Annotated in this window: 23 protein-coding genes and 3 pseudogenes; 13 read left to right on the top strand and 13 right to left on the bottom strand. The window is 70.9% G+C overall.

Going from position 1 to position 23,046, the window contains the following annotated elements:
- The first annotated feature begins 105 nt into the window (after window positions 1-105).
- Window positions 106-321: a hypothetical protein gene (locus ACWDVB_RS22070; protein ID WP_451516471.1), complete on the top strand. Its 216-nt coding sequence runs from the start codon at window positions 106-108 to the stop codon at window positions 319-321.
- Between the two features lie 132 nt (window positions 322-453).
- Here ACWDVB_RS22070 and ACWDVB_RS22065 read toward each other — a convergent pair whose 3' ends face one another.
- Window positions 454-1,215 carry a phosphoglyceromutase gene (locus ACWDVB_RS22065; RefSeq protein WP_451516470.1) on the bottom strand — a complete coding sequence of 254 codons (762 nt, stop codon included), beginning with the start codon at window positions 1,213-1,215 and terminating at the stop codon, window positions 454-456.
- Window positions 1,216-1,400: 185 nt separating this feature from the next.
- Here ACWDVB_RS22065 and ACWDVB_RS22060 point away from each other — a divergent pair, with 185 nt between their 5' ends.
- Window positions 1,401-2,705, top strand: a complete 1,305-nt coding sequence (locus ACWDVB_RS22060; protein ID WP_451516469.1) for an MDR family MFS transporter — start codon at window positions 1,401-1,403, stop codon at window positions 2,703-2,705.
- Window positions 2,706-2,731: 26 nt separating this feature from the next.
- Here ACWDVB_RS22060 and ACWDVB_RS22055 read toward each other — a convergent pair whose 3' ends face one another.
- Both ACWDVB_RS22055 and mshA read right to left on the bottom strand, forming a co-directional pair.
- Window positions 2,732-3,226: a YbjN domain-containing protein gene (locus ACWDVB_RS22055; RefSeq protein ID WP_451516514.1), complete on the bottom strand. Its 495-nt coding sequence runs from the start codon at window positions 3,224-3,226 to the stop codon at window positions 2,732-2,734.
- Window positions 3,227-3,488: 262 nt separating this feature from the next.
- The gene (gene mshA, locus ACWDVB_RS22050; RefSeq protein ID WP_451516468.1) at window positions 3,489-4,835 is read right to left on the bottom strand and encodes a D-inositol-3-phosphate glycosyltransferase; all 1,347 of its coding nucleotides are present in this window, start codon (window positions 4,833-4,835) and stop codon (window positions 3,489-3,491) included.
- Window positions 4,836-5,039: 204 nt separating this feature from the next.
- Between mshA and ACWDVB_RS22045 the strand changes: the two genes are divergently transcribed.
- The 3 genes from ACWDVB_RS22045 to ACWDVB_RS22035 all read left to right on the top strand — a co-directional run bounded on the left by ACWDVB_RS22045 (window position 5,040) and on the right by ACWDVB_RS22035 (window position 8,880).
- Window positions 5,040-5,837, top strand: a complete 798-nt coding sequence (locus tag ACWDVB_RS22045) for a class I SAM-dependent methyltransferase (RefSeq protein ID WP_451516467.1) — start codon at window positions 5,040-5,042, stop codon at window positions 5,835-5,837.
- 261 nt (window positions 5,838-6,098) lie between these two features.
- Entirely contained in the window at window positions 6,099-7,196 is a 1,098-nt protein-coding gene (locus ACWDVB_RS22040; RefSeq protein ID WP_451516466.1) for a C40 family peptidase, read from the top strand.
- A gap of 274 nt (window positions 7,197-7,470) precedes the next feature.
- Complete coding sequence (locus tag ACWDVB_RS22035) at window positions 7,471-8,880, top strand: PP2C family protein-serine/threonine phosphatase (RefSeq protein WP_451516465.1); 1,410 nt, start codon at window positions 7,471-7,473, stop codon at window positions 8,878-8,880.
- Window positions 8,881-8,966: 86 nt separating this feature from the next.
- Here the strand turns inward: ACWDVB_RS22035 and ACWDVB_RS22030 are convergent, their stop codons facing one another.
- The 6 genes and pseudogenes from ACWDVB_RS22030 to ACWDVB_RS22005 form a co-directional block, all read right to left on the bottom strand.
- Complete coding sequence (locus ACWDVB_RS22030) at window positions 8,967-9,299, bottom strand: DUF2516 family protein (RefSeq protein WP_451516513.1); 333 nt, start codon at window positions 9,297-9,299, stop codon at window positions 8,967-8,969.
- Between the two features lie 112 nt (window positions 9,300-9,411).
- Window positions 9,412-10,005, bottom strand: coding sequence for a hypothetical protein (locus ACWDVB_RS22025; protein WP_451516464.1), 594 nt, complete (start codon window positions 10,003-10,005; stop codon window positions 9,412-9,414).
- Window positions 10,006-10,038: 33 nt separating this feature from the next.
- Entirely contained in the window at window positions 10,039-10,479 is a 441-nt protein-coding gene (locus tag ACWDVB_RS22020) for a helix-turn-helix domain-containing protein (protein WP_451516512.1), read from the bottom strand.
- An 87-nt stretch (window positions 10,480-10,566) separates the two neighbouring features.
- Window positions 10,567-10,801: pseudogene (locus ACWDVB_RS22015) on the bottom strand (hypothetical protein); the annotation flags it as partial.
- Between the two features lie 105 nt (window positions 10,802-10,906).
- Window positions 10,907-11,596 (bottom strand): response regulator, encoded by a 690-nt coding sequence (locus ACWDVB_RS22010; RefSeq protein ID WP_451516463.1) that lies wholly within the window; start codon window positions 11,594-11,596, stop codon window positions 10,907-10,909.
- Entirely contained in the window at window positions 11,593-12,828 is a 1,236-nt protein-coding gene (locus tag ACWDVB_RS22005; protein WP_451516462.1) for a sensor histidine kinase, read from the bottom strand. Before ACWDVB_RS22005 ends, ACWDVB_RS22010 begins: the two co-directional genes overlap by 4 nt.
- Window positions 12,829-13,133: 305 nt before the next feature.
- Here ACWDVB_RS22005 and ACWDVB_RS22000 point away from each other — a divergent pair, with 305 nt between their 5' ends.
- The 4 genes and pseudogenes from ACWDVB_RS22000 to ACWDVB_RS21985 all read left to right on the top strand — a co-directional run.
- Window positions 13,134-13,529: a DUF6223 family protein gene (locus tag ACWDVB_RS22000; RefSeq protein WP_451516461.1), complete on the top strand. Its 396-nt coding sequence runs from the start codon at window positions 13,134-13,136 to the stop codon at window positions 13,527-13,529.
- Window positions 13,530-13,642: 113 nt separating this feature from the next.
- A complete protein-coding gene (locus ACWDVB_RS21995; protein WP_451516511.1) occupies window positions 13,643-14,062 on the top strand; it encodes a helix-turn-helix domain-containing protein in 420 nt (139 codons plus the stop codon).
- Window positions 14,063-14,072: 10 nt separating this feature from the next.
- The gene (locus tag ACWDVB_RS21990) at window positions 14,073-14,489 is read left to right on the top strand and encodes a VOC family protein (RefSeq protein WP_451516460.1); all 417 of its coding nucleotides are present in this window, start codon (window positions 14,073-14,075) and stop codon (window positions 14,487-14,489) included.
- A gap of 47 nt (window positions 14,490-14,536) precedes the next feature.
- Window positions 14,537-14,800 (top strand): annotated as a pseudogene (locus tag ACWDVB_RS21985) (PP2C family protein-serine/threonine phosphatase); the annotation flags it as partial.
- Between the two features lie 237 nt (window positions 14,801-15,037).
- Here the strand turns inward: ACWDVB_RS21985 and ACWDVB_RS21980 are convergent.
- The gene (locus tag ACWDVB_RS21980) at window positions 15,038-15,418 is read right to left on the bottom strand and encodes a winged helix-turn-helix transcriptional regulator (protein WP_451516459.1); all 381 of its coding nucleotides are present in this window, start codon (window positions 15,416-15,418) and stop codon (window positions 15,038-15,040) included.
- A gap of 111 nt (window positions 15,419-15,529) precedes the next feature.
- Between ACWDVB_RS21980 and ACWDVB_RS21975 the strand changes: the two are divergent.
- Window positions 15,530-16,409: pseudogene (locus ACWDVB_RS21975) on the top strand (NAD(P)-dependent oxidoreductase).
- Window positions 16,410-16,432: 23 nt separating this feature from the next.
- Here ACWDVB_RS21975 and ACWDVB_RS21970 read toward each other — a convergent pair.
- Window positions 16,433-17,800 (bottom strand): alkene reductase, encoded by a 1,368-nt coding sequence (locus ACWDVB_RS21970; protein ID WP_451516458.1) that lies wholly within the window; start codon window positions 17,798-17,800, stop codon window positions 16,433-16,435.
- Between the two features lie 144 nt (window positions 17,801-17,944).
- Window positions 17,945-18,529, bottom strand: coding sequence for a TetR/AcrR family transcriptional regulator (locus ACWDVB_RS21965; RefSeq protein WP_451516457.1), 585 nt, complete (start codon window positions 18,527-18,529; stop codon window positions 17,945-17,947).
- Window positions 18,530-18,775: 246 nt separating this feature from the next.
- On the opposite strand from ACWDVB_RS21965, the gene ACWDVB_RS21960 reads away from it, so the two are divergent.
- Complete coding sequence (locus ACWDVB_RS21960; RefSeq protein WP_451516456.1) at window positions 18,776-19,432, top strand: peroxiredoxin-like family protein; 657 nt, start codon at window positions 18,776-18,778, stop codon at window positions 19,430-19,432.
- Here ACWDVB_RS21960 and ACWDVB_RS21955 read toward each other — a convergent pair.
- Complete coding sequence (locus tag ACWDVB_RS21955; RefSeq protein ID WP_451516510.1) at window positions 19,366-20,367, bottom strand: helix-turn-helix domain-containing protein; 1,002 nt, start codon at window positions 20,365-20,367, stop codon at window positions 19,366-19,368. The two genes, ACWDVB_RS21960 and ACWDVB_RS21955, sit on opposite strands and share 67 nt — an antisense overlap.
- Window positions 20,368-20,497: 130 nt before the next feature.
- Between ACWDVB_RS21955 and ACWDVB_RS21950 the strand changes: the two genes are divergently transcribed.
- Together ACWDVB_RS21950 and ACWDVB_RS21945 are read left to right on the top strand one after the other, a co-directional pair.
- Entirely contained in the window at window positions 20,498-21,397 is a 900-nt protein-coding gene (locus ACWDVB_RS21950; protein ID WP_451516455.1) for an NAD(P)-dependent oxidoreductase, read from the top strand.
- Between the two features lie 132 nt (window positions 21,398-21,529).
- The gene (locus ACWDVB_RS21945) at window positions 21,530-23,011 is read left to right on the top strand and encodes a peptidoglycan D,D-transpeptidase FtsI family protein (RefSeq protein WP_451516454.1); all 1,482 of its coding nucleotides are present in this window, start codon (window positions 21,530-21,532) and stop codon (window positions 23,009-23,011) included.
- Window positions 23,012-23,046: the final 35 nt, after the last annotated feature.

Raw genomic sequence — 23,046 nt, 5'->3', positions numbered from 1 at the left:
CGGATGAGCGCTTTGCTGCCAAGTGCGGGCGACTTGGGGGCCCGGGGCGGGGGTTGGAGGCTAGACAGGAAGGCCGGGACGTTCTCTTCCGAGGGGGCCTGGCCGATGGTGCTGTCGATCAACGTGGCGGTTCTCCTGGCTGTCGTCATCATCCTGCGCCTCCGCAGACGCACCGAGGCCAGGAGCCGCAACGACGAAAAACTGACGGTGGTCATCGTCCTGGTCTTCGGCGTACTGATCGCCCCGACGGCGTTCGGCCAGTGGATCCTGGACCTGGTCGGGGAAGTGGCTCAGGGGATCTCGGATTCGGGGGGTCCGTGAGGTCCGGCGCGTGCAGAGGTCCGGCGTATACACCTGAGAGGTCGCCATCGGCCATCGCCGCCGACGCCGACGAGTCACCAAGAAGCCCCCGTCCTGCCAGAAAGCGCAGGTCGGGGGCTTACTTGGGTGGGCCTACTTCTTCTTGCCCTGGTTCTTGACCGCCTCGATCGCCGCCTTCGCGGCATCCGGGTCGAGGTAGGTGCCGCCCGGGTTCAGGGGCTTGAACTCGGCGTCCAGCTCGTAGGTGAGCGGGATGCCCGTCGGGATGTTCAGGCCCGCGATGTCCTCGTCGGAGATGCCGTCCAGGTGCTTGACCAGGGCGCGGAGGCTGTTGCCGTGGGCGGCTACCAGGACCGTCCTGCCCGTCAGGAGGTCGGGGACGATGCCGTCGAACCAGTACGGGAGCATGCGGACGACGACGTCCTTCAGGCACTCCGTCCGGGGGCGCAGCTCCGGGGGGAGGGTCGCGTAGCGCGGGTCGGAGAACTGGGAGTACTCGGCGTCGCGGTCCAGCGCGGGCGGCGGGGTGTCGTACGAGCGGCGCCACAGCATGAACTGCTCCTCGCCGAACTCGGCGAGCGTCTGGGCCTTGTCCTTGCCCTGGAGGGCGCCGTAGTGGCGCTCGTTCAGGCGCCACGAACGGTGTACGGGGATCCAGTGGCGGTCGGCCGATTCCAGCGCGAGCTGCGCCGTGCGGATCGCGCGCTTCTGGAGCGACGTGTGGACCACGTCGGGGAGCAGGCCGGCGTCCTTGAGCAGCTCACCGCCGCGGACCGCCTCCTTCTCGCCCTTCTCGTTGAGGTTGACGTCCACCCAGCCGGTGAACAGGTTCTTCGCGTTCCATTCGCTCTCGCCGTGGCGGAGGAGGATCAGCTTGTACGGTGCGTCGGCCATGCCTCTGAGCGTAATCGAACCCCGGCGGCCCTCGCGCGCGCGGGCGGAGGAGAGGCGGAGGGAGGAGGGGGAGGGAGGAGAGGGTGTGGCAGTTGACGGTTCTCGTCAACTGGGTGGCGGCCCATGGTGGGCGGATTGTAATGTGTGCATAGCGCAAGAGACACTTACAGCCGGGGGGATCAGCAATGCCATTCACCGCCATGAGACGTGCCGTCAAGGAGAGCGTCTCGGGGCTTCCCCGTGCCTTCTGGTGGTTGTGGACGAGCACACTGGTCAACCGGCTCGGGGCTTTCGTCGCCACCTTCATGGCCCTGTATCTGACCCTGGAGCGGGGCTATTCGGCCTCGTACGCGGGTCTCGTGGCCGCCCTCCACGGCCTCGGCGGCGTCGTCTCCTCGCTCGGGGCGGGGGTGATGACCGACCGGCTCGGGCGGCGGCCCACGCTGCTCATCGCGCAGGCGTCGACGGCGGCCTCCGTGGCGCTGCTCGGGTTCATGGAGCATCCCCTCGCGATCGCCGGCGTCGCCTTCCTGGTGGGCATGGCCAGCAACGCCTCCCGGCCCGCCGTGCAGGCGATGATGGCGGACATCGTGCGGCCCGAGGACCGTGTGCGGGCCTTCTCGCTCAACTACTGGGCCATCAACCTGGGCTTCGCCATCTCGTCGGCGGGCGCCGGGTTCATCGCCTCGTACAGCTATCGCGCGGGCTTCCTGATCGAGGCCGCCATGACGATGGTGTGCGCGATCGTCGTCTTCGCGAAGCTGCCGGAGTCGCGGCCCGTGCGGACGGCTCTGGAGAAGGCCGCCGAGCCGGAGGTCGGGCTCGGGACCGTGCTGCGGGACGGGCGTTTCATGGGGGTCGTGGGGCTGTCGTTCCTGGTGGCGCTGATCTTCCAGCAGGGTTCGGTGGGGCTGCCGGTCGCCATGGGCGAGGCGGGGTTCGCGCCCGCCGACTACGGCCTCGCGATCGCCGTGAACGGTGTGCTGATCGTGGCTCTGCAGATCCCGGTCACGCGCTTCATCGAACACCAGGACCCGCGGCGGCTGTTGGTGATCTCCTCGGTCGTCGCCGGGTACGGCTTCGGGCTCACCGCCTTCGCCGGGTCCGTGGGCATCTTCGCGCTGACGGTGTGCGTGTGGACGCTCGCGGAGATCGTCAACGCGCCGACCCAGACCGGTCTGGTCGTACGGCTCTCCCCCACGCACGGGCGCGGGCGCTACCAGGGCATGTACACGATGTCCTGGTCCGTGGCCGCGCTGGTCGCGCCGCTGATGGCCGGCTTCATGATCGACCGGTTCGGGGCGGAGTGGCTGTGGGCGACTTGCGCGGTGCTCGGGACGGGGGCGGCGTTCGGGTACTGGGGGCTTATGCGGGGGCTTCCTGAGGAGGACGCCTCTTCGAGCGGGGGCGCTGTAGAGCCGGTAGAGCCGGTGGAGTCCATAGAGCCCGTTGCGCCTCGTGCGGATTCCGTGGCCGCGCCGCGTCCGTAGTGCCGTAGCGCCGCTACCGCCCTCCATTAACCCTTCGGCCGGGTCAGATGGCTGAACGCGTCGAGATTCCGCGTGGACTCGCCCCGCGAGACCCGCCACTCGTACTCCTTGCGGATCGCCGACGCGAACCCGAGTTCCAGGAGCGTGTTGAAGGAGTCGTCCGAGGCGGAGAGGACCGCGCCGAGGAGGCGGTCCAGTTCGGCGGGGGTGACCGCGGAGAGCGGGAGCTTGCCGGCGAGGTAGATGTCGCCGAGGGCGTCGATCGCGTAACTCACGCCGTAGAGGCGGAGGTTCCGCTCCAGCAGCCAGCGGTGCACCGCCTCGTGGTTCTCGTCGGGGTGGCGGATCACGAAGGCGTTCAGGGAGAGGGAGTGGTTGCCGACGATCATCGACAGGGTGGTCGAGAGTTTGCGGGTGCCGGGGAGTTTCACCACGTACGAGCCGGGCTCGGGGTTCTCCCACTCCAGCTCGGCGTCGTCCAGGGTCCGCTCGATGACTGCGCGGGGCGCGAGGCCGGTCATATCCACCGCTCCACCACTCGCGCTCGGCGCGACGCCGGTCGTACCCGCCGCAGCGCCACCGCCCGCGCTCGCCGCGACGCCACCCGTACCCGCCGCACCGCCACCGCCCGCGCTCAGCGCGGCACCACCCGTACCCGCCATCGCCCCAGCATTCGTACCCGCCGCGGCATCCGCCGTCTCCGCAGCCTCGGGCGCGCCGCCAGTGTCAGGTGCCCCGCCAGCCTCGGGCGCCCCGCCAGTGTCAGGCGCCCCGCCAGTCCGCTCAGCCATGATGCGAGCGTACGCGACGGCGGAAATCGTGCACGGCCGCGTTGTAGACGTCCGCCGTGGCGGCCGCCGCCCTGTCCCAGCCGAAGGACTGCGCATGCCGGGCCGCCGCCGACCCCATGCGGTCCACAAGCTCGGGGTGGTCGGCGAAATCGCGCAGCACGCGCGCGTAGTGGGCCGGTTCGTGGCCGGAGACTAGGAAGCCCGTCACCCCGTCGCGTACGGCGACGGGCAGGCCGCCCACCGAGGCCGCGAGGACCGGCGTGCCCGCAGCCTGCGCCTCTATGGCGACGAGGCCGAAGGACTCGCTGTAGGAGGGCATCACGAGGATGGACGCCGCGCGGAACCAGTCCGCCAGCTGCTCTTGGCCCACCGGCGGCTGGAAGCGCACCACGTCAGCGATCCCCAGCCGCGCGGCGAGCTTCTGGAGGCCTTCCGGCTTCGCGAGGCCGCTGCCGCTGGGGCCGCCGACGACGGGGACGACGATGTTCGAGCGCAGGGCGGGACGCTCGTCCAGGAGCACGGCGACCGCGCGGAGCAGCACGTCGGGGGCCTTCAGGGGCTGGATGCGGCCCGCGAAGAGGGGGATCAGGGCGTCCTGCGGCAGGCTGAGGCGGTGGCGGGCCGCGGCGCGCCCGTCGGCCGGGCGGAAGCGGTCGAGGTTGACGCCGGGGTGGACGACGGCGACCTTGCCGGGGTCGGACTCGTAGTGGCGTACGAGTTCGGCGGCCTCTTCGGAGGTGTTGGCAATGAGGCGGTCGGCGGCCCGGACTATCTGCGTCTCACCGATGACGCGGGCGGCCGGCTCCGGAGTGTCGCCCTCGGCGAGCGCGGCGTTCTTGACCTTGGCCATGGTGTGCATGGCGTGGACGAGGGGCACGCCCCAGCGTTCGGCGGCGAGCCAGCCGACGTGGCCGGAGAGCCAGTAGTGGGAGTGGACGAGGTCGTAGTAGCCGGGGCGGTGGCCCGCCCAGGCCTGCATCACGCCGTGCGTGAAGGCGCAGAGCTGGGCCGGCAGCTCTTCCTTGGCGAGGCCTTCATAGGGGCCCGCGTCGACGTGGCGCACGAGGACTCCGGGCGCCAGTTGCACGCTCGGCGGGAGGGCGCCGGTGGTGGCGCGCGTGAAGATCTCGACCTCGATGTTGATCGCGGCGAGGCGCTTGGCCAGCTCGACGATGTAGACGTTCATGCCGCCCGCGTCGCCCGTGCCGGGCTGGTGCAGCGGCGAGGTGTGCACGCTCAGCATGGCCACGCGGCGCGGGCGCCGCTGGGTCCCGGGCATGCGGAGCCGTGGGGGGGCCGCCGGGGAGCGACGCCCGAGCCTGGACACGTACTGGCTCACGTGGCGGTCCTCCTTGCGTACGGGCATGACGACACGGAGGGCGTACGTACCTCCGGTAGGGGAACACCGGAAGGCTCTACTCCATTTCCGCTCTCGTTCGTCTCTGTTCCTTTTTGCCAAAGCGTTACGAGCGGTACGCGGTTCTGGGGCGCCGTCCCCTGAACCGTCAGCCTCCGCACCGCCGCGCCCGCATACCCTTTCCCCATGGCCCCCCGCACCCCCTCCCGCCCCGTGGGAACGGTGACGCGCGGGACCACGAACCCGAACCGGCTGCGCCGCATGGACCGCTGGATCGCCGCCACGCACGGCGCCGCCCTGCGCCGCTCCCCCGACCCCGTCGCCGTCGACCTCGGCTACGGCGCCTCGCCCTGGACCGCCGTCGAACTGCTGCTCCGACTGCGCACCGTCGCTCCCCACGCGCGCGTGGTCGGTATCGAGATCGACCCGGCGCGCGTCGCGGCGGCCGGGCCCTACGAGCGGGAGGGACTCACCTTCCGGCACGGCGGCTTCGAGGTGCCGCTGCCGGGCAGCCCCGCGCTGATCCGGGCCGCGAACGTCCTGCGGCAGTACGACGAGCAGCAGGTCGCCGCCGTCTGGGAGCGGCTCTGCGGGCGGCTCTCCCCCGGCGGGCTGCTCGTCGAGGGCACCTGCGACGAGATCGGCCGACGGCACGTCTGGGTCGCGCTCGGCCCGGAGGGACCGCGCACGGTGACCTTCGCGGCGCGGCTCGGCTCCTTGGAGCGGCCCTCGGACCTCGCCGAACGGCTGCCGAAGGCGCTGATCCACCGGAACGTGCCGGGCGAGCCGGTGCACGCGTTCCTGCGGGACTTCGACCGGGCCTGGGCGGCCGCGGCGCCGTACGCCTCGTACGGGGCGCGCCAGCGGTGGATCAGGTCGGTACGCGATCTGAGCAGCGACTGGCCGGTCCTCGACGGGAGTTCGCGGTGGCGGCAGGGGGAAGTGACGGTGGCCTGGGGGGCGTTGGCACCGCGGGCGGGGTGAACCCTTAGGCCACCCGGAGGCCGCCGGAAGGCCGCCGGAAGGCAACCAAGGGTGAACCCTTAGGTCACCCGGAGGTGGGACCCGGAGTCCACCCTGAGGCCCTGACCTGCGGGGAACGAACGCCACGGACCGTTCGTCACATGAGGCGGGTGGGGGATCGGAGTTTGCTGTCGGGCTCTGTCGCATTGAGCGTCGGCATGGCACCATCCCGAGGGCGACGAGAAGTTACTGACGGTAAATCAGCTTTGGGGGTGGCAGGGCGTGACCGGCAAGCGATACTCGACGGCGGCGACTGTGGCGCTGATCTGCGCGGCTGTGGTGGTGACCGCGCCGGGAGCGGCGTATGCGAGCCCCTCGCCCCCGTCCAGCCCTGTGGAGCCGACGCCCGGGTCGGACAAGGGACTCTCGGACAAGAGACTCTCGGACAAGACACTTGAGCAGGTCCGCAAGGAGATCGAGAAGCTCTACCACGACGCGGGCGTGGCCACGGACGCGTACAACGCTGCCGAGGAGAAGGCCGACAAGCAGTCCGAGCAGATCGTGAAGCTGGCCAAGGAGATCGCCGATGGCCAGGCGAAGCTGAAGAAGCTCAAGGCACGCGCGGGCGCCGCGGCCCGCGCGCAGTACCGCGGCGGTGGCCTGCCGGACGAGGCCCAGCTGATGCTCAGCGACGACCCGAGCCAGTTCCTGGACGGCGCCGGACGCCTGCGGCAGGGCCAGAAGGCCACCAAGGGCATGCTCACGGAGCTGGACAGGACCCAGGACGACCTGCGGATATACGCCAAGGACGCCACGGCCCGCTGGAAGAAGCTGGAAGCCAACCGCAAGACGAAGGCCGCGTCGAAGAAGAAGATAAAGAAGAAGATCGCGGACGCCGAGAAGCTCGAATCGAGGCTGGAGAAGGAGGAGCGGGATCGGCTGCGCAAGCTGGAGGAGGAGGCCGCCCTCAAGAAGCAGTCGGCGTGGGTGGATTCGGGCGTCCTGAAGGACGTGCAGGGCAAGGCGACGCCACAGGGCAAGAAGGCCGTCGAGTTCGCCACGGCCCAGATCGGCAAGCCGTACGTATGGGGCGCCGAGGGCCCGGGTTCGTACGACTGCTCGGGGCTGACGTCGAAGGCATGGGCGGCGGCCGGGCGCGGCATCCCGCGGACCTCGCAGGAGCAGTGGAAGCAGCTGCCGCGCGTCGACGTCAAGAACATGCGCCCCGGCGACCTGATCATCTACCACGCGGACGCGAGCCACGTCGGGCTGTATCTGGGCGACGGCGCGATAGTGCACGCGCCACGGCCGGGGCGGGACGTGACGATCGCGGGAGCCGGTTCCATGAAGATCCTCGGGGTCGTACGGCCCGACAAGTAGCGTCACGCCGCCGAAAGCGCTCGGGGGCCGGGCGGCGGGCGTGGGGTGTGTGACCCACTCCACCTCCTGGCCCTCCCCTCAACCCCCGGGGCGTGATGTTCGTCATCCCCATCGGTGCCCTGCCGTGCCCAATTGCGTTCCAGGATGCGGCATATGACGGTGGCGGTTTGCCGCGCGGCATTCCAATGGAGGCGCGGCTACCGCTAAGGTCCCCGTCGGTGCCGCGTCGACCTGCGCGGCACCATGCCCTCGGGGGGAGGGAAGGAACCAAGCGATGCCCGTACCCATACCGCGGCAGAGAGCGATCCCGGCCGCGGAAGGCGGTCAGGCTCACGCGGCGCCCCCGCACGACGCGGCGACGCCCGCCCACGACGAGACGACCGGCGACGGCAGTGCCAGCAGCTCCGGCGGCCCCAGTGGTCCCAGCGGTCCCAGCAACAACACTGACCCGAGCTCGGGCACCGGAACCAGCCCCACCCCCGGCACCAGCACGGGCACCAACACCGGACTCAGCCTGCTGGTGATCGAGGACGACCCCGCGGGGTCACTGAGCGTTCCCCGGCTGCTCGACTCCGCGGGCAAGCCCATCCGTATCCGCACCGCCCGCAACCTCACCGAGGCCGAGCGGCTGCTCACGGACGACGTGCACTGCATCCTGCTCGACCTCGCCCTGACCGTCCCCGGCACCCCCGAGGAGGACGAGGACGAGCTCGCCGCCCTCAAGCACGTGCTGCGGCTCGCGCCACGCCACGCCGTCCTCGCGCTCACCGCCAACGACGACTCCGAGCGTGGCGCCGAGGCCGTGCGCGTCGGCGCCCAGGACTACCTCTTCCGTGAGGAGCTGGACGGACGGCTGCTGAGCCGCGCCATCCGGTACGCGGTGGAGCGCAAGCGCGCCGACGCCGCCCAGCGCCAGCTGACCGAGTCACGGCTGCGGGCCCAGGAGAACGCGCGCCTGGAGCGCGGCCTGCTGCCGACGCCGCTCCTGGACGGCTCACCGCTGCGGTTCGCCGCCCGCTACCGGCCCGGCCGCTCCCGCGCCCTGCTCGGCGGCGACTTCTACGACACCGTGCGCACCCCCGACGGCTCCGTGCACGTCATGATCGGCGACGTCTGCGGCCACGGCCCCGACGAGGCCGCGCTCGGAGTGGAGCTGCGGATCGCCTGGCGCGCGCTGACCTTCGCGGGCCTGTGCGGCGACGAACTGCTCTCCACCCTCCAGAAGGTCCTGGAGCACGAGCGCGCGGACGACGAGATCTTCGCGACGCTCTGCACGGTCGACATCGCCCCCGACGGCCGCCGGGCCGGTCTCTGTCTGGCCGGGCACCCGTCGCCGCTGATCGCGCGCGAGGGCCGCCTCGCCGAACTCCTTCCGTACGAGGACGGGGGCCCCGCCCTGGGCCTCCTCCCGCGCGCCCGATGGCCGCGTCGGCAGGTGGAGCTGGGCGGGAAGTGGAGCCTGATGCTCTACACGGACGGCCTGATCGAGGGCCGGATCGGCCAGGGCAATCAGCGTCTGGGGCAGGAGGGCATGGTGGAGATGGTCCGCCGCCAGATCGCCGCGGGGCTCCAGGGCGAGGAACTGCTCGAAGCGGCCGTGAACGAGGCGCGGGACCTCAACGGCGGTGATCTCACGGACGACGTGGCGGTCCTGCTGCTGGACCGGGCGCCGGGCGGCCACTAGCGCGCGGCGGGCCATCGGACCGGGGCCTACCTGGGCCCTATGGACCCTGTGGGCCGTGTGGGCCCTATGGCCCGGTCGGCTGCTCTCTACCGGCCGCCGTTGTAGGGCCCGTACGGCCCGTCGCTGCTGGAGCCGCCGCGGCGGCCGCCGCCGCCGGTGATCTGCCGGATCGCGGGGCGCACGTCCACCATGTAGACGATGGTGGCGATGAGGCCGAGGATCGGCAGGAACGACAGAATGTTGAAGATCAGGTTCACCACGAAGGCGAGCCCGAGGATGATCAGCCAGAACGGCTTCGTCTTCTTGTCCGCGGCCCGATAGGCGTCCTCGCGCCGGATGGCGGCGTCGATGAGCGCGAATCCGCTGAAGACAATCAGGGCCAGCGACAGCAGCCACATGAAGTTCGCGAACCCCTGCATCAGCACAACGTCCACCACCAGTCTCGGCTCTTCATTACGCGGCCACGGTACCCGCTACCCCGTCAACGGGGCGGACACTCCGTGAGTGCCCGCCCCGTACAACTCGCCGGTATTACTTCGCGGGCGGCGTGGTCTTCTTCGCCGCCGTCGTCTTGCGGGCCGGCGCCTTCTTGGCGACGGGCTTCTTCGCGGGCACGGCGGTCGCGGGCTCGGAGGCTCCGGTCACCTGGGGCGCCACGGGCTCCGCCTCGTCGTCCGGCTCGACCGTCTCGGCCAGGTCGAGGATCTCCTCGGCGGCCTCGCCGCGCCAGGTCTTCACGGTCTGCTCGCCGTGCTCGGCGACCTCGTCATACTTCTCGCGCGCCTTGACCGCGAGTTCGGCGGCCACGCCGACGCCGCGCAGCGCGAGGTCCTGGGCGGTCTCGCCGAGCTTCTTCAGGTCGGTGTCCAGGGTGCCGAGCACCTCGGTGACCTTGGCCTGGATGGTCTCCTGCGCCTCCTTGGCGCGGGCGGCGGCCTTGTCCTGGACGACCTTGGGGTCGGTGTTGCGCACCGCGTCGAAGCGGGAGGGCGCCTCGGCGATCAGCTGCTCGACGATGCCCGGCACCTTCTTCGCCTGCTGGAAGGCGAGGTCCGCGGACCCGGCGACGAAGTATGCGGGGGTGGTGTTGGTGAGAGTCTTGCGCAGGTCATCAGTGATGGCCATGACGATGGTCCTCCCGGATTCGCGTCAGCTGGTTCAGCTTGGGGACGTCTGCTTCGGATGGGCATCACTGCCGCCGACGGTGTCGGCGCTTTCATCCGTGTACGAGGAGTCCGCGTACGCCGAGCTCTCGAAGCCGTTCTCCTTGCGGAACGACTCGTAGATCTGCAACAGCACCTGCTTCTGGCGCTCGTTGATGGAGGGGTCGGCAAGGATGACGGCGCGCGTCTCCAGCTCGTCCCGCTCCTTCTCGTCGAGGATCCCGGCCCGCACGTACAGCGTCTCGGCAGAGATCCGCAGGGCCTTCGCGACCTGCTGCAACACCTCGGCGCTCGGCTTGCGCAGGCCGCGCTCGATCTGGCTCAGATACGGATTGGACACCCCGGCGGCATCGGCGAGCTGCCTGAGCGACAGCTGCGCGTTGCGCCGCTGCTCACGCAGATACTCGCCGAGATTGCCGACGTTGAGTGATGCCATGCCTCGATGGTGCAGCACCCTTGCTAACTTTTGCAAGCACCTGCTTGCAAAAGTGCGCCACGCCACTTGGTCGGGTTTGTGTGACTGGTCCGGTGTGGTGCTGTGCAGGCCGCCGCCGAAGAGTCCGGCTATGCGTACCGGGACGCCTGCGATCGGGGCGAGTCCGGCCGGTGACCGCGTCGAAGAGTCCATGGCCATCCCTGGACACGACCATGACGAGGTCGTGGCCGCTGTCGGGATGAACGGCGAATCCGACACCAAAGAGGCCCCCGATGGGAGTCCTGTGGTCCAGCACCGGCTGCCACGGCTCGGGAGCCGGCATGACGGTGGCGGCGATGTAGCACTCGCGCGGCGGCCCACGTCGACTCGGGTTCTTGGCGGGTGGTCATGGTCGTCGAGCTCGGAGCAGTACGACCAGGCATCGTTCTCACCGTCGCGGGCGCGGGTCCATGGCCTGGGGGGTGATCAGGCCGGATTCGTAGGCCAGGACCACCAGTTGGGCGCGGTCGCGGGCGTGGAGTTTGGTCATGGCGCGGTTGATGTGGGTTTTTGCCGTCAGGGGGCTGATGACCATGTCGGTCGCGATCTGGTCGTTGGACAGGCCGCGTGCCACCAGGGAGACCGCCTCGCGTTCACGGTTGGTCAGTTCGTCCAGGCCCGTGTTCGCGCCCGGGGGGAAGGCCGGGAAGGGTTGAGTGACGTATCGGTTGATCAGTTTGCGGGTGATCGACGGGGCGAGCAGCGCGTCGCCGCGCGCGGCCACGCGTACGGCGTGCAGGAAGTCCTCCGGCACGATGTCCTTGACGAGGAAACCGGCGGCTCCGGACCGCAGCGCCTCGAAGACGTACTCGTCGAAGCCGTAGTTCGTCAGGATGACGACGTGCACCTCGGCCAGCGCCGGGTCCGCGGCGATGCGCCGGGTCGCCTCGATGCCGTCGACGACCGGCATCTGGATGTCGATGAGCGCGACGTCGGGCAGGTGTTCCCGCGCGAGCGCCAACGCCTCTTCTCCGTCGTCGGCCTCGGCCACCACCTCGATGTCGTCCTCGAGGTCGAGGAGCGCGCGGAAACCGCTGCGGATGAGTGGCTGGTCGTCGACCAGCAGAACTCGGATCATGTCGTTCGGTCCAAGGGGAGTTCGGCGTGGACGGTGAATCCGCCCTCGCTGCGGGGTTCCGCGTGGAGTCGGCCACCGAGAATGGTGACCCGTTCGCGCATTCCCAGCAGTCCGACGCCGGGCGCCTGGGGGGTGCTGCTGTCCGGTTGGGTGTTGTCCGGGCTGGTGCCGTCGCGTCTGGTGCTGTCGTGCCGGTTGCTGTCCCGTCTGGTGTTGTCCCGTCTGGGCTCGCCGTCGTCGTCGATCCGTACCGTGATGGCGTCCGGGCGGTGGTCTATGTGGATGGACGCGGTCGCCGCGGTGGCGTGGCGGGCGATGTTGGTGAGTGATTCCTGAACGATCCGGTAGACGGTCCGGTCCACCGCCGTCGGCACGTCGTGCCGTTGCCCTTCTATCGTCAGGGTCGCGTCCATGCCGGTCGTACGGGCGTTGTCCACCAGTGCCTGTACGTCGTCGAGTCCGCGCGGCGGCGTCGTGTCGTCGTCACGCAACGCCCCCAGTGTCGCCCGCAGTTCCCGCGTGGCCTCGCGGCCTGCCTGCTGAATCGCCAGCAACGCCTCCGGCACCTCTTCACCTCGCCTGCGGGCCACATGGACGGCGACCTCCGACTGCACCTTGATGATCGAGATCTGGTGGACGAGGGAGTCGTGCAGTTCGCGGGCGATGTGCAGCCGCTCCTCGTCGGCCCGGCGCCGTGCGGTCTCCTCCCGGGTGCGCTCGGCTTCGTCGGCCCGCCGCTCCGCCTGCCGCAGCGCCTCGCCCGCGGCAGCGGCGGCGATCAGCCAGGCGATCTCCAGCGCGCCGCGGGCCTGCGCGAACGCCTCGCTCACGTCGTGCAGGGAGAGCAGGGCCGCGAGCGGCAGGGCGGCCAGCAGCGCCACGGACGCCACCACGGTCACGACGCGGTGCCCCGCGCGCACCGCGGCGTACACCGCGAACAGGTACGCGACGGCCGGTACGTCGAAACCGGCCGCCTGGTAGCCCGCCGCGCAGAGCCCGGTGACGGCCAGGACGGGGACCGGGGCCCGGCGGCGGGCCACCAGCGCCAGGCCGCCGACGGCCAGCAGCGCGTATCCGAGCGGGTCGAGGCTCGTGGCGTCGAAGCTCGTGACGTCGGGGCTTGTGGTGGAGCGCTGCGCGGACATCCCGGCGACCAGCAGTGTCGCCGCCACGAAGACGGCGATCGCCCAGTCTCGGAGACCCACCGGCACGCCGAACCGTCCTGTGACCATGCGCGCACCCTAATCGGCCCTCGCGGCAGGCGAGTCCCGCTTCCGGACGAGCCGGTGACTACCGCACGCGTAGTACCTGCGGTGCGCCTGCGGCGTTCGCGGTAGTCGGATGCGGCGTCGGTGGCAGCGCGAAGTGCCTGCGTACGGCGGACGACCGGGGGTGGGGGTGGCGGACATGCTCGGGGTGCGTTCGGTCGGTCGTAGGGCCGAGCGGTTACGGAAGAGCGGTCGTCGCGTAGCTGCCCTCGTTGGTTGTCGTCGTCGGCCGTCGCAGAAAGAGAACAGGAAGAGAAGAGGAGCAGCTCATGTCGGTTCTGTTCGTACTTGCCGCACCGGAGGCCGCCGCCACTGTTTACGGCATGAGCGTCGGGCGGCTCGGCGCCTTCGTGGCCACGCTGGCGGCGCTCACCGGCGTGATCGTCGGCGGGCTGGCGCTGGCGCGTCCCACCGGTCGTCTCGGTACGGGACGCGGGCGGCGGACGTGGATTCTCGTCCCCCTGGTGGCGGGGCCGGTCGCCATGGTGCTGGGCGGGCTGATCGTGGCCACGTCCGACAACGGCATCGGCACCGGCAACGGGCGCGGCGGGGCGTTCGTGGCCCTGGCCGTGGGGCTGCTCAGTGTGGCCCTCGGCGGGCTGGCCCTGACCCGCTCGCGCCGCCCGGAGCGGCCCGCCGTACCGAGCGGCCCTCCGCACCGGTGACCGCCTACTGACCTGTTACCCGCAGCACCGGCAGGCGTTCCTCCTCGCTCGCAAGCCCACTAACCCGCTCGTCGCGCGGGTTGTCAGAGGGGGTCGGTAACGTTCCTTGTGTGGTGTCCATCCCCGACCTCGTCCGGCTGCGTCAGGCCCGTGACCGTATGGATCGTGACTACGCGCAGCCGCTGGACGTGCCCGCGCTGGCGCGGGACGCGGTCATGTCCGCCGGGCACTTCTCGCGCAGCTTCCGTGCCGCCTTCGGCGAGACGCCGTACAGCTACCTCATGACGCGGCGGATCGAGCGGGCCAAGGCGTTGCTGCGGCGCGGCGATCTGTCGGTGACGGAGGTGTGCATGGCGGTGGGGTGTACGTCGCTGGGCTCGTTCAGTTCGCGGTTCACGGAGGTGGTCGGGGAGAGCCCGAGCGCGTACCGGGCCCGTGATCATGGGGCGGGCGCCGCCATTCCCGCCTGCCTCGCCAAGATCTACACCAGACCGGTCAGGAACGGAGAAGCCAAAAGCCCTGGCGGTCCCTAGCGTGGTGGGCATGGAAATCAACCTCGCACAGTGCTTCATCGTCGTCGACGACCACGACAAGGCGCTCGCCTTCTATCGCGACGTGCTCGGTCTGGAAGTACGTAATGACGTCGGGTTCGAGGGGATGCGCTGGGTCACCGTCGCCTCGCCCACGCAGCCCGGCGTGGAGATCGTCCTCGAACCGCCGCTCGCGGACCCGAACGCCACGGAGTCCGACCGGCGGGCGGTGGCCGAGCTGATGGCCAAGGGCCACCTGCGCGGCGTCATCTTCCGGACCGACGACTGCGACGCCACGTTCGAGCGGATCCGCTCCGCGGGCGGCGAGGTCCTCCAGGAGCCGATGGACCAGCCCTACGGCGTACGCGACTGCGCCTTCCGCGACCCGGCCGGCAACATGCTCCGCTTCAACCAGCCGCGTGGGAAGTAGCGGCGCGAAGTCGCGGCGGGGGTAGCGGCAGGAGTAGCGGCGGGGTGCCCGCATCGCACCCCCAACGGTCGCTGCTGATCCGCGCCTTGGGCGCGGGCGAGGCCACCCCCGACATGCGCCTGCACGACGCCCGGCCCGGCGACCGCTACCTGCTCTGCTCCGACGGTCTGAGCGCCGTCGTGCCGGTCGAGGACATCCGGCGCGTGATCACGGAGGTCGGTGATCCCGAGCAGGCGGTACGCGAACTCGTCGCCCTGGCCAACGGCTCCGGCGGCCCCGACAACGTCAGCTGTGTGGTTGCCGACGTCGTCACGTCCGTGACCGCATCGACCGCATCCCACGTCACGGCCACCGTCACGGCCACCGTCACGTCCGCCGTCGCGTCCGATGTCACGGCCGATGTCACGGCCGATGGGCCCGCTCCGGCCAGGTAGCCACTTTTTTGTGGGTACTTGGCGTGCGGCCCGCCTCGGGCCAATCTGGTGAGGGCGCCGCGAGGCGGAGAGCCGTGAGGCGTAGAGAGGAGGCGGCGTGGAGATCGTCGTCTGTCAGGAGGCCTGCGGCAACGCGGACTCCGGCTGGGACGCCGGCTGCCGCTCGGTGAGCCCGTCCAGGCGGCGGTGGCCCCAGTCCGACAGGGGAGCCAGCGCCTCGCAGAGGTCGCGGCCGAACTCCGTGAGGGAGTAGACCGTCTTCAACGGCCGTACGTCGTGCACCTCCCGGTGCACGAGGCCGTCCGCCTCCATCTCGCGCAGCGCCTGGGTCAGCACCTTCTCGGTGAGCCCCGGCAGCAGACGGAGGATCTCGCCGGGCCGGTGCGGGCCCCTTTCGAGCGGCCAGAGCAGCGCCGTCTTCCACTTGCCGTCGATCACGGCGATCGCGGCGGTCACCCCGCACACGTTCGGGTCCTGGGCACGGCTGCGCGTCATCTCTGGGCCCTCCCTGTCCTCATCGCTGCCCCAATTGTCCACATAGCAGCTCTCAGCTCTCCATTCGGCTGCCCAGCAGCCTACTTACCGAGCGTTATTAGGAGTTCACTCATGTCGTCGTCGTCGCACACTGAGAAGTCCGCCGTCACCGTCCTCGGTCTGGGGCCGATGGGGCGGGCCCTCGCCTCCGCCTTCCTGGCCGCCGGGGTGCGGACCACCGTCTGGAACCGCACGCCGGGGCTGGATGCCGAGCTGATCGAGCGGGGCGCGATCAGTGCGCGTACCGCCGAGGAGGCCGTGGCGGCCAGTCCGCTGACCATCGTCTGCGTCGTCAATTACGATGCCTCGGACGCCCTGCTGCGCCGCGACGCCGTCGCCGACGCGCTCAAGGGCCGCACCCTGGTGAACCTCAGCGCCGACACCCCCGACCGGGCGGTGGGCCGCCGAGCACGGCATCTCGTACCTGGACGGTGCGATCATGACGCCGACCACCGTCGTCGGCACGCCGGACGGCGTCTTCCTCCACAGCGGCCCCTCGGAGCTCTACGAGCGGCACCGCGCCGTCCTGGACGCGCTGGGCGGCACCCATACCCACCTCGGCGAGGACATCGGCCGGGCGGCGGCGTACGACATCGCGCTGCTCGACATCTTCTGGACCGCGATGACGGGGTACATGCACGCTCTGGCGGTGGCCAAGGCCGAGAGCATCTCCGCGCGGGAGCTGGCCCCGTTCGCCCAGGGCATCGGCGCGATCCTCCCCCCGGTCTTCGAGGAGTCCGCCGGAGAGGTCGACGACGGCACCTTCTCCGGCGAGGGCAATCCGATCACCTCGGCGGCCTCGACGATGGCCCACGTCGTACACACGTCCGAGGCCCACGGCATCGACGCGGGCGTGATGCGCGCCGCCGAGGGGCTCGCGCGCCGCGTCATCGGCGAGGGCCACGGCGCGGACGGTCCGACCCGGATGACGGAACTGCTCACCCGCCGCTGAGCCTCGGCCCCGGCCCCGGCCCTTCATGAGTGCGAGGCCGCACCACGCGCCTCGCCCAGCGTCGGATAGTCGGTGTACCCGGCCGCCCCGCCCACGTACATCAGCCCCTTGTCCCGGAGTGCGTTGAGCGGCGCCCCGACACGCATCCGCTCGACCAGGTCGGGGTTGGCGAGGAACGCGCGCCCCAGCGAGACGAGGTCGGCCCCGGCGGCCAGCAGCCACTCGCCCGCCGCCCTGCCGCCGTCGGCGGGGAGCGGTCCGCCCCAGCCGAGGACCGGGTTGGCGATGAGCGCGCCCGCCCAGGCGGCCCGGATGCGGCGGAAGAGCGGCTGGTCGGGGTCGGCGAAGACGACGTGGAGGTAGGCGAGGCCGCCGATGTCCGCGAGGGCGTCGACGAGTTCCGGGTAGATGGCCTCGGTGTCGCCCTCCTCGATGCCGTTGACGGTGATGCCGGGCGCGACGCGTACGCCGACCCTCTCGGCGCCGATCGCGTCGGCGACGGCGCGGACGACCTCGACGGCGAAGCGGATGCGGTGCGCGACGGGGCCGCCGTAGGCGTCGGTGCGGTGGTTGGTGTTCCGTGCGAGGAACTGCTGGAGGAGGTAGCCGTTGGCGGCGTGCACCTCGACCCCGGCGAAGCCCGCGTCGACCGCGCGGCGGGCGGCGTCCGCGAAGTCGGCGACGGTGGCGCGGATGTCGTCGACGGTCATCTCGCGGGGCGTGACGGCGGGCTGGTGGCCGGCGGCGGTGTGGATGGTGTCCGGCAGCGGCACCGGCGAGGGCGCGACCGGTGTGAGGCCGCTGTTGTCCGGGTGCCCGACCCGGCCGCCGTGCTGCAACTGCAGGAACATCCGGCCGCCCGCGTCACGCACCGCGTCCGTGACCTGCCGCCATCCCGCGACGTGGGCGTCGGTGTGGATCGCGGTGGTGTTGGCGTACGTCTGTCCGACGGCGTTGGGCGTGGCCGCCTCGGCGATGATCAGGCCGGCGGAGGCGCGCTGGGCGTAGTACGCGGCCATGACGGGCTGCGGGACGCCGTCGGCGGAGGCACGGTTCCGCGTCATGGGTGCCATGACGAGACGGTTGGGGAGGGGAAGAGCTCCGAGGTGGGTGGGGCTCAGGAGGGGGGAGGGGCTCGGGAGGGGGGAGGGGCTCGGGAGGGGGGAGGGGCTCGGGAGGGGGGAGGCGGCGGGGGTGGTCGAGGCGCCGATAGCACCGTTGGCGCCCTTGGCGGCGGCGGTCGTGGGGCCCGCGACGGTGGCGGCAGCCGTGCTGCCGGTGACGATGGCGGCTGCGGGGCCCGTGACGGTGACGGTCGTGGGACCGGCGGCGGAGGCGGCGGACGTGGCCCCCGTAACGGCGGTGGTCGTGTCGGTCGTGGTGGCGTTCATGGTCTGGCTCCCTGTCGGTTCGCGGCCTCGGCCGGCCGGTGGCGCTGCGGCGTGGTGGTGCCGCTGACAGGGATGACTCTGCGCCAGGGCGCTTCGGGGGTCCTGATGGTCCGCTGACGGCCGCGCCGACCGCGAAGGCGGGTGTCACCCCAGCGAATCGAGCGCCACGTCCACCGTCCGCCGCAGCGCGGCCGCGTCGGCCCCGGCGCGGGACCGCAGGTTCACCCCGTACGCGAGGAGTACGAGGATCTCGGCGACGGCCTCCACATCCGCACCGTCACCCAACTCGCCCCCCGCCCGCGCCACTTCCAGCGCACTCCGCATCGCATCCCGCAACTGCTCGTGGTGCTCCTCCAGCAGGGCCCGCACCTCGGGGTCGGCGCGCTCGGCCCCGGCATGGGCGTTGACGACCATGCAGCCCCAGCCCGCGTACGGACCCGAGCAGCGCAGCTCGATCAGCCCGCCGAAGAACGCGCGTACGGAAGCGAGCCCACGGCCGTCCTCGGCGACGAACCGGAACGCGCGCTGGGAGTGGTCGCGCAGATAGCGGCGCAGGGCGGCCAGATACAGCTCCTGCTTGCCACCGAACGTGGCGTACAGGCTGGAACGGTTCAGGCCCGTCGCGGTCGCCACCGCCTGGATGGAGGTCGTGGCGGCGCCGTGCTGCCAGAAGAGGCGGACGACGCGGTCGAGCGCCTCGTCCGGGTCGAAGTGCTTGATGTCAGGCATGTGTTGTTCGGCTCCCGCACGTCCTTCGAGACCGCCTCCGAGCTGATCCCGGGGTCCGGGGTCCGGGGTCCGGGGTCCTGAATCTCCGGTCCCGAATCCCGGGTCCTGAATCCCGGAACGGCAGCTCCTGAATCCTTAATCCTGGAACGGTAATTCCAAGATACCCCTTGACGCCCCACCGCACCCCCCGCATCCTGAAACGAACGTTCCAAGTTCAGTTCAGCCAGGACACGAAAGGCCACCGGCATGAGCCTCAAGGACGACCTCCGCGACCTGTACGTGAACGGCCACCGCAGACTGCCCCCGGACGTACTGGAGGTCATGGACCGCGGCGCGGCGCAGCTCCTCGCCACCCGGCTCGCCGAGAACGCCCTCGGCACGGGTGACCCCGCGCCCCGCTTCACCCTCGCCTCGGCCACCGGTGAGGAGGTCTCCCTGGATGCCCTACTGGCCGACGGCCCCGTCGTCCTGACGTTCTACCGCGGCGCCTGGTGCCCCTACTGCAACCTCGCCCTGCGCGCCCTCCAGCAGCACACGGACGACTTCGCCGCCCGCGGCGCACGCCTCGTGGCGCTCTCGCCGCAGATCCCCGACGAGAGCCTCACCCTCACCGAGAAGGAACAGCTCGCCTTCCCTGTCCTCAGCGACATCGGCTCCGACGTCGCCAAGCAGTTCGGCATCGCCTTCGACCTCTCCGACGAACTGGGTGCCTTGTACGACCGTCTGGGCTTCGAGCTGCACCGCGTGAACGCGGGCCACCACCGCACCCTGCCGCTGCCCGCCACCTACGTCATCGACCGCGCGGGCGTCATCCGCTGGGCGTTCGTCGACACCGACTACACCGTGCGGGCCGAGCCGTCCGACATCCTCAAGGCCCTGGACGTGAAGAAGGACCGCCGGTAGTCCCCCGGCGACACCCCGACCTGCTTGAGGAAGTGGTGCCGCAGATTGTTGGCCGTGCCGAGGCCGCTCAGCTCGCCCACCTTCTCCACCGGCAGGTCCGTCGACTCCAGGAGGCTCTGCGCCCGCGCGAGGCGCTGGTTGAGCAGCCACTGGAGCGGGGTCGTGCCGGTGGCCGCCTGGAGACGGCGGTAGAAGGTGCGCGGGCTCATCGCGGCCCGGCGCGCCAGCTCGTCGACGGTCAGCGGCCGGTCCAGGTGCGCGCGGGCCCACTCCAGTACGGGACCGAGACCGGCGCCGTCCGTCGCGGGCACGGACAGGTCGATGAACTGTGCCTGGCCGCCCGGCCGGTGGGCGGGCACCACCATGCGCCGCGCCAGCTGGTTGGCGACGTGCGCGCCGAGGTCGCGGCGCACCAGATGCAGACAGAGGTCGACGCCCGCGGTCAGGCCCGCGCTGGTCAGGACGTCACCGTCGTCCACGTAGAGGACGGAGTCGTCGACCGTCACCTTCGGGTAGCGGGCGGCCAGCTGGGCGGTGTGCATCCAGTGCGCGGTCGCCCTGCGGCCGTCGAGCAGGCCCGCCTCGGCGAGCGCGAAGGCGCCGGTGCACAGCGAGACCATGCGGGCGCCCGCGTCATGGGCCGCGCGCAACGCGTCGGTCAGGCCCGGCGCCAGCGGCCCGCCCTCCTCGACGAACGCGTCCGGCACGGAGGTCACGATGACGGTCTCCGCCCCGGCGAGACCTTCGAGTCCGTAGGGAGTGCGCAGCGCGAGGCCGAACTCCCCGCCGCCCGCGTCCCGCTCGCCCGTGGCGCACAGCCGCAGGTCGTACCAGTGGTCGGACAGGTCGGGCTGCGGCTTCCCGAACACCGTGAAGGGGATGCTCAGTTCGTACAGATCCCAGGACGGGATCCCGATCTCCTCGGCCACGACCACCGCGACGGAACCAGCGCTCATGCCCCGAGCGTACGAGGTCGGTGCGCCCGGCGACGCCTGGCAGGAATTTGGTGATCGCCGTCACCACTGTCACTGTCCGGCCCCGCCCGGCCCTGCGAGCGTGATCCCCATGAACGCACAGAACACGCCCGTCACTGTCATCGGCCTGGGCCTCATGGGCTCCGCCCTCGCCACCGCCCTCCTGGACCGGGGCCACCCCACCACCGTCTGGAACCGCACCCCGCGGAAGGCGAAGCCCCTGGCCGACCGCGGCGCGCACCTGGCGGCGACCCCGGCGGACGCCGTCGCCGCGAGCGGCCTCGTCCTGGTCTGCGTACTCGACTACGACGCGCTGCGCACCGTCCTCGACCCGGTGGCGCAGGCGGGCGGGCTGGCCGGGAAGTCCCTGGTCAACCTCACCTCCGGGGCCCCGGAGCAGGCCGTGGAGATGGCGGCGTGGGCCGCTTCGCACGGCGCCGGCTACCTCGACGGCGGCATCATGACGACCCCGCCGGGCGTCGGGAACCCCGAGATGATGTTCCTCTACAGCGGCGCCGAGACCGTCTTCGAGGCCCACCGCCCCACCCTCGCCGTCCTGGGCGACCCGCTCTACCTCGGCGCCGAACCGGGGCTCGCCTCGCTGTACGACTCCGCGCTGCTCGGGCTGATGTGGGCGACGTTCACGGGCTGGCTGCACGGCACCGCCCTGGTCACCTCCGACGGGGACGGGACGGCGTCGGCCACGGCCTTCACCCGGGTCGCCCTGCGCTGGCTGACCGGCGCCGTCTCCGGTTTCGTCACGACGTACGCGCCCCAGGTGGACGCCGGACGCTATCCGGGGGACGACGCCACGGTCGACGTACAGATCGCCGCCATCGGCCATCTGATCCACGCCGCTCGGGCACGCGGCATCGACAGCTCCCTGCCGGAGCTGCTCAGGACGACGATGGAGCGCGCCGCCGCCGCGGGCCATGGCTCCGACAGCTACGCGAGCGTCATCGAGGTGCTGCGCGCCCCGACGCGCCGCTAGGCCACGTCCGGCCGACCGGCGGCCGACCGGCGCGGATCTCGGGATTCCACCCCGCGCCGTGGCGGAAACGGACAGGATGGACGGGAGACGGCAACCGTTCGTTCGTTCGTCGGCATCCGGGGGGAGCCACCCATGAACCGTCCGCTGCGGCACATCGCCGTCTTCTGCGGAATCCTCACGTTCGCCCTGCTGCTGCGGGCGACCTGGGTGCAGTTCGCGCAGAACGACAAGCTGTCGAACCACGAGAAGAACCGCCGCGTGCAGATCGAGGCCTTCTCCCACCCCCGCGGCGACATCATCGTCGGCGGCAAGTCCATCACCGGCTCGAAGGAGACCCCGGGCTCCGACTTCACGTACAAGCGGGTCTTCAAGGAAGGCCCGATGTACGCGCCGGTGACGGGCTACTTCTCGCAGGCCCAGGGCAGCACCTTCCTGGAGGGCGTCCACAACAGCATCCTCAGCGGCAACGACGACCGGCTCTTCATCAAGCGCACCCTCGACATGCTGACCGGCAAGAAGCAGCAGGGCGGCGACGTCGTCACGACCATCGACCCCAAAGCCCAGAAGGCCGCCTACGAAGGTCTCGTCGCGCTGGACGCCAAGGGCGCCGTCGTCGCACTCGACCCGCGCACGGGCAAGGTGCTCGCCCTGGCCAGCACACCTTCGTACGACCCCTCGGTCTTCGCGGGCATCTCCCAGGAGGAGGGGCGCACCTTCGAGCGCCTCGCCGAGCGCAAGGACAAGCCGCTGAGCAACCGCGCCCTGCGCGAGACCTACCCGCCCGGCTCCACCTTCAAGATCCTCACGGCCGCCGCGGCGCTGGAGCACGGTGTCGTGACGGACATCGACAAGCCGACCGGTGCGAGGACCCCGTACAAACTCCCCCTCAGCTCCACCCGCATCGGCAACGACGTGCCCGACTCCAACTGCGACAAGGTCTCGCTGAAGACCGGCATGCAGTGGTCCTGCAACAACGTCTTCCTCGACATCGCGCACAAGGTCGGCAAGGACAAGATGCGGCAGACGGCCGAGCAGTTCGGCTTCAACGAGCAGCAGTTCATCCCGGTGCGCGCGGTCGCCAGCAGCTACCCGGAGAAGCTCGACAAGCCGCAGACCGCCCTGACCGGCATGGGCCAGGGCAGCCTGACCAGCACCCCGCTCCAGATGGCGATGGTCACGGCGGGCCTCGCCAACGACGGCAAGGTCATGAAGCCGTACCTGGTCGAGGAGTTGAAGGGCCCCGACCTGACGACGATCGAGAAGGCGGAGCCCGACGACCTGAACCAGGCCGTCTCCGAGGACACCGCGAAGGCGGTGCAGGACATGATGGAGAACACCGTCGAGAACGGCACGGCCAACAAGGCGAAGATCGACGGCGTCACGGTCGGCGGCAAGACGGGCACGGCCCAGCACGGCGCGGACGTCAACGACGAACGCCCGTACGCCTGGTTCGTCTCCTACGCGAAGACCCCCGGCGACGACGGCGAGTCACCGGTCGCGGTGGCCGTCTTCGTCGACCCGTCGAACATGAACATCCCCCGCTCGGAGATCGCGGGCGGCAAGCTGGGCGCGCCGATCGCGAAGGCGGTCATGGAGGCGGTCCTGGAGCGCTGACCCCGTTCCATGTCCCCACATACGCCTCCCGGGGC

The sequence above is a fragment of the Streptomyces sp. NPDC003379 genome (genome assembly GCF_053589195.1).
Note: the sequence above shows the minus strand (reverse complement) of the source record. Positions and strands in the feature narration are given on the sequence as shown.

What these genes read in the sequence shown, in the direction of transcription:
- ACWDVB_RS22070 (WP_451516471.1), top strand. Translation starts at nt 106, where the DNA reads ATGGTGCTGTCGATCAACGTGGCGGTTCTCCTGGCTGTCGTCATCATC.
- ACWDVB_RS22065 (WP_451516470.1), bottom strand. Translation starts at nt 1,215, where the DNA reads ATGGCCGACGCACCGTACAAGCTGATCCTCCTCCGCCACGGCGAGAGC.
- ACWDVB_RS22060 (WP_451516469.1), top strand. Translation starts at nt 1,401, where the DNA reads ATGCCATTCACCGCCATGAGACGTGCCGTCAAGGAGAGCGTCTCGGGG.
- ACWDVB_RS22055 (WP_451516514.1), bottom strand. Translation starts at nt 3,226, where the DNA reads ATGACCGGCCTCGCGCCCCGCGCAGTCATCGAGCGGACCCTGGACGAC.
- ACWDVB_RS22045 (WP_451516467.1), top strand. Translation starts at nt 5,040, where the DNA reads ATGGCCCCCCGCACCCCCTCCCGCCCCGTGGGAACGGTGACGCGCGGG.
- ACWDVB_RS22035 (WP_451516465.1), top strand. Translation starts at nt 7,471, where the DNA reads ATGCCCGTACCCATACCGCGGCAGAGAGCGATCCCGGCCGCGGAAGGC.
- ACWDVB_RS22030 (WP_451516513.1), bottom strand. Translation starts at nt 9,299, where the DNA reads ATGCAGGGGTTCGCGAACTTCATGTGGCTGCTGTCGCTGGCCCTGATT.
- ACWDVB_RS22025 (WP_451516464.1), bottom strand. Translation starts at nt 10,005, where the DNA reads ATGGCCATCACTGATGACCTGCGCAAGACTCTCACCAACACCACCCCC.
- ACWDVB_RS22020 (WP_451516512.1), bottom strand. Translation starts at nt 10,479, where the DNA reads ATGGCATCACTCAACGTCGGCAATCTCGGCGAGTATCTGCGTGAGCAG.
- ACWDVB_RS22010 (WP_451516463.1), bottom strand. Translation starts at nt 11,596, where the DNA reads ATGATCCGAGTTCTGCTGGTCGACGACCAGCCACTCATCCGCAGCGGT.
- ACWDVB_RS22005 (WP_451516462.1), bottom strand. Translation starts at nt 12,828, where the DNA reads ATGGTCACAGGACGGTTCGGCGTGCCGGTGGGTCTCCGAGACTGGGCG.
- ACWDVB_RS22000 (WP_451516461.1), top strand. Translation starts at nt 13,134, where the DNA reads ATGTCGGTTCTGTTCGTACTTGCCGCACCGGAGGCCGCCGCCACTGTT.
- ACWDVB_RS21990 (WP_451516460.1), top strand. Translation starts at nt 14,073, where the DNA reads ATGGAAATCAACCTCGCACAGTGCTTCATCGTCGTCGACGACCACGAC.
- ACWDVB_RS21980 (WP_451516459.1), bottom strand. Translation starts at nt 15,418, where the DNA reads ATGACGCGCAGCCGTGCCCAGGACCCGAACGTGTGCGGGGTGACCGCC.
- ACWDVB_RS21970 (WP_451516458.1), bottom strand. Translation starts at nt 17,800, where the DNA reads ATGAACGCCACCACGACCGACACGACCACCGCCGTTACGGGGGCCACG.
- ACWDVB_RS21965 (WP_451516457.1), bottom strand. Translation starts at nt 18,529, where the DNA reads ATGCCTGACATCAAGCACTTCGACCCGGACGAGGCGCTCGACCGCGTC.
- ACWDVB_RS21960 (WP_451516456.1), top strand. Translation starts at nt 18,776, where the DNA reads ATGAGCCTCAAGGACGACCTCCGCGACCTGTACGTGAACGGCCACCGC.
- ACWDVB_RS21950 (WP_451516455.1), top strand. Translation starts at nt 20,498, where the DNA reads ATGAACGCACAGAACACGCCCGTCACTGTCATCGGCCTGGGCCTCATG.
- ACWDVB_RS21945 (WP_451516454.1), top strand. Translation starts at nt 21,530, where the DNA reads ATGAACCGTCCGCTGCGGCACATCGCCGTCTTCTGCGGAATCCTCACG.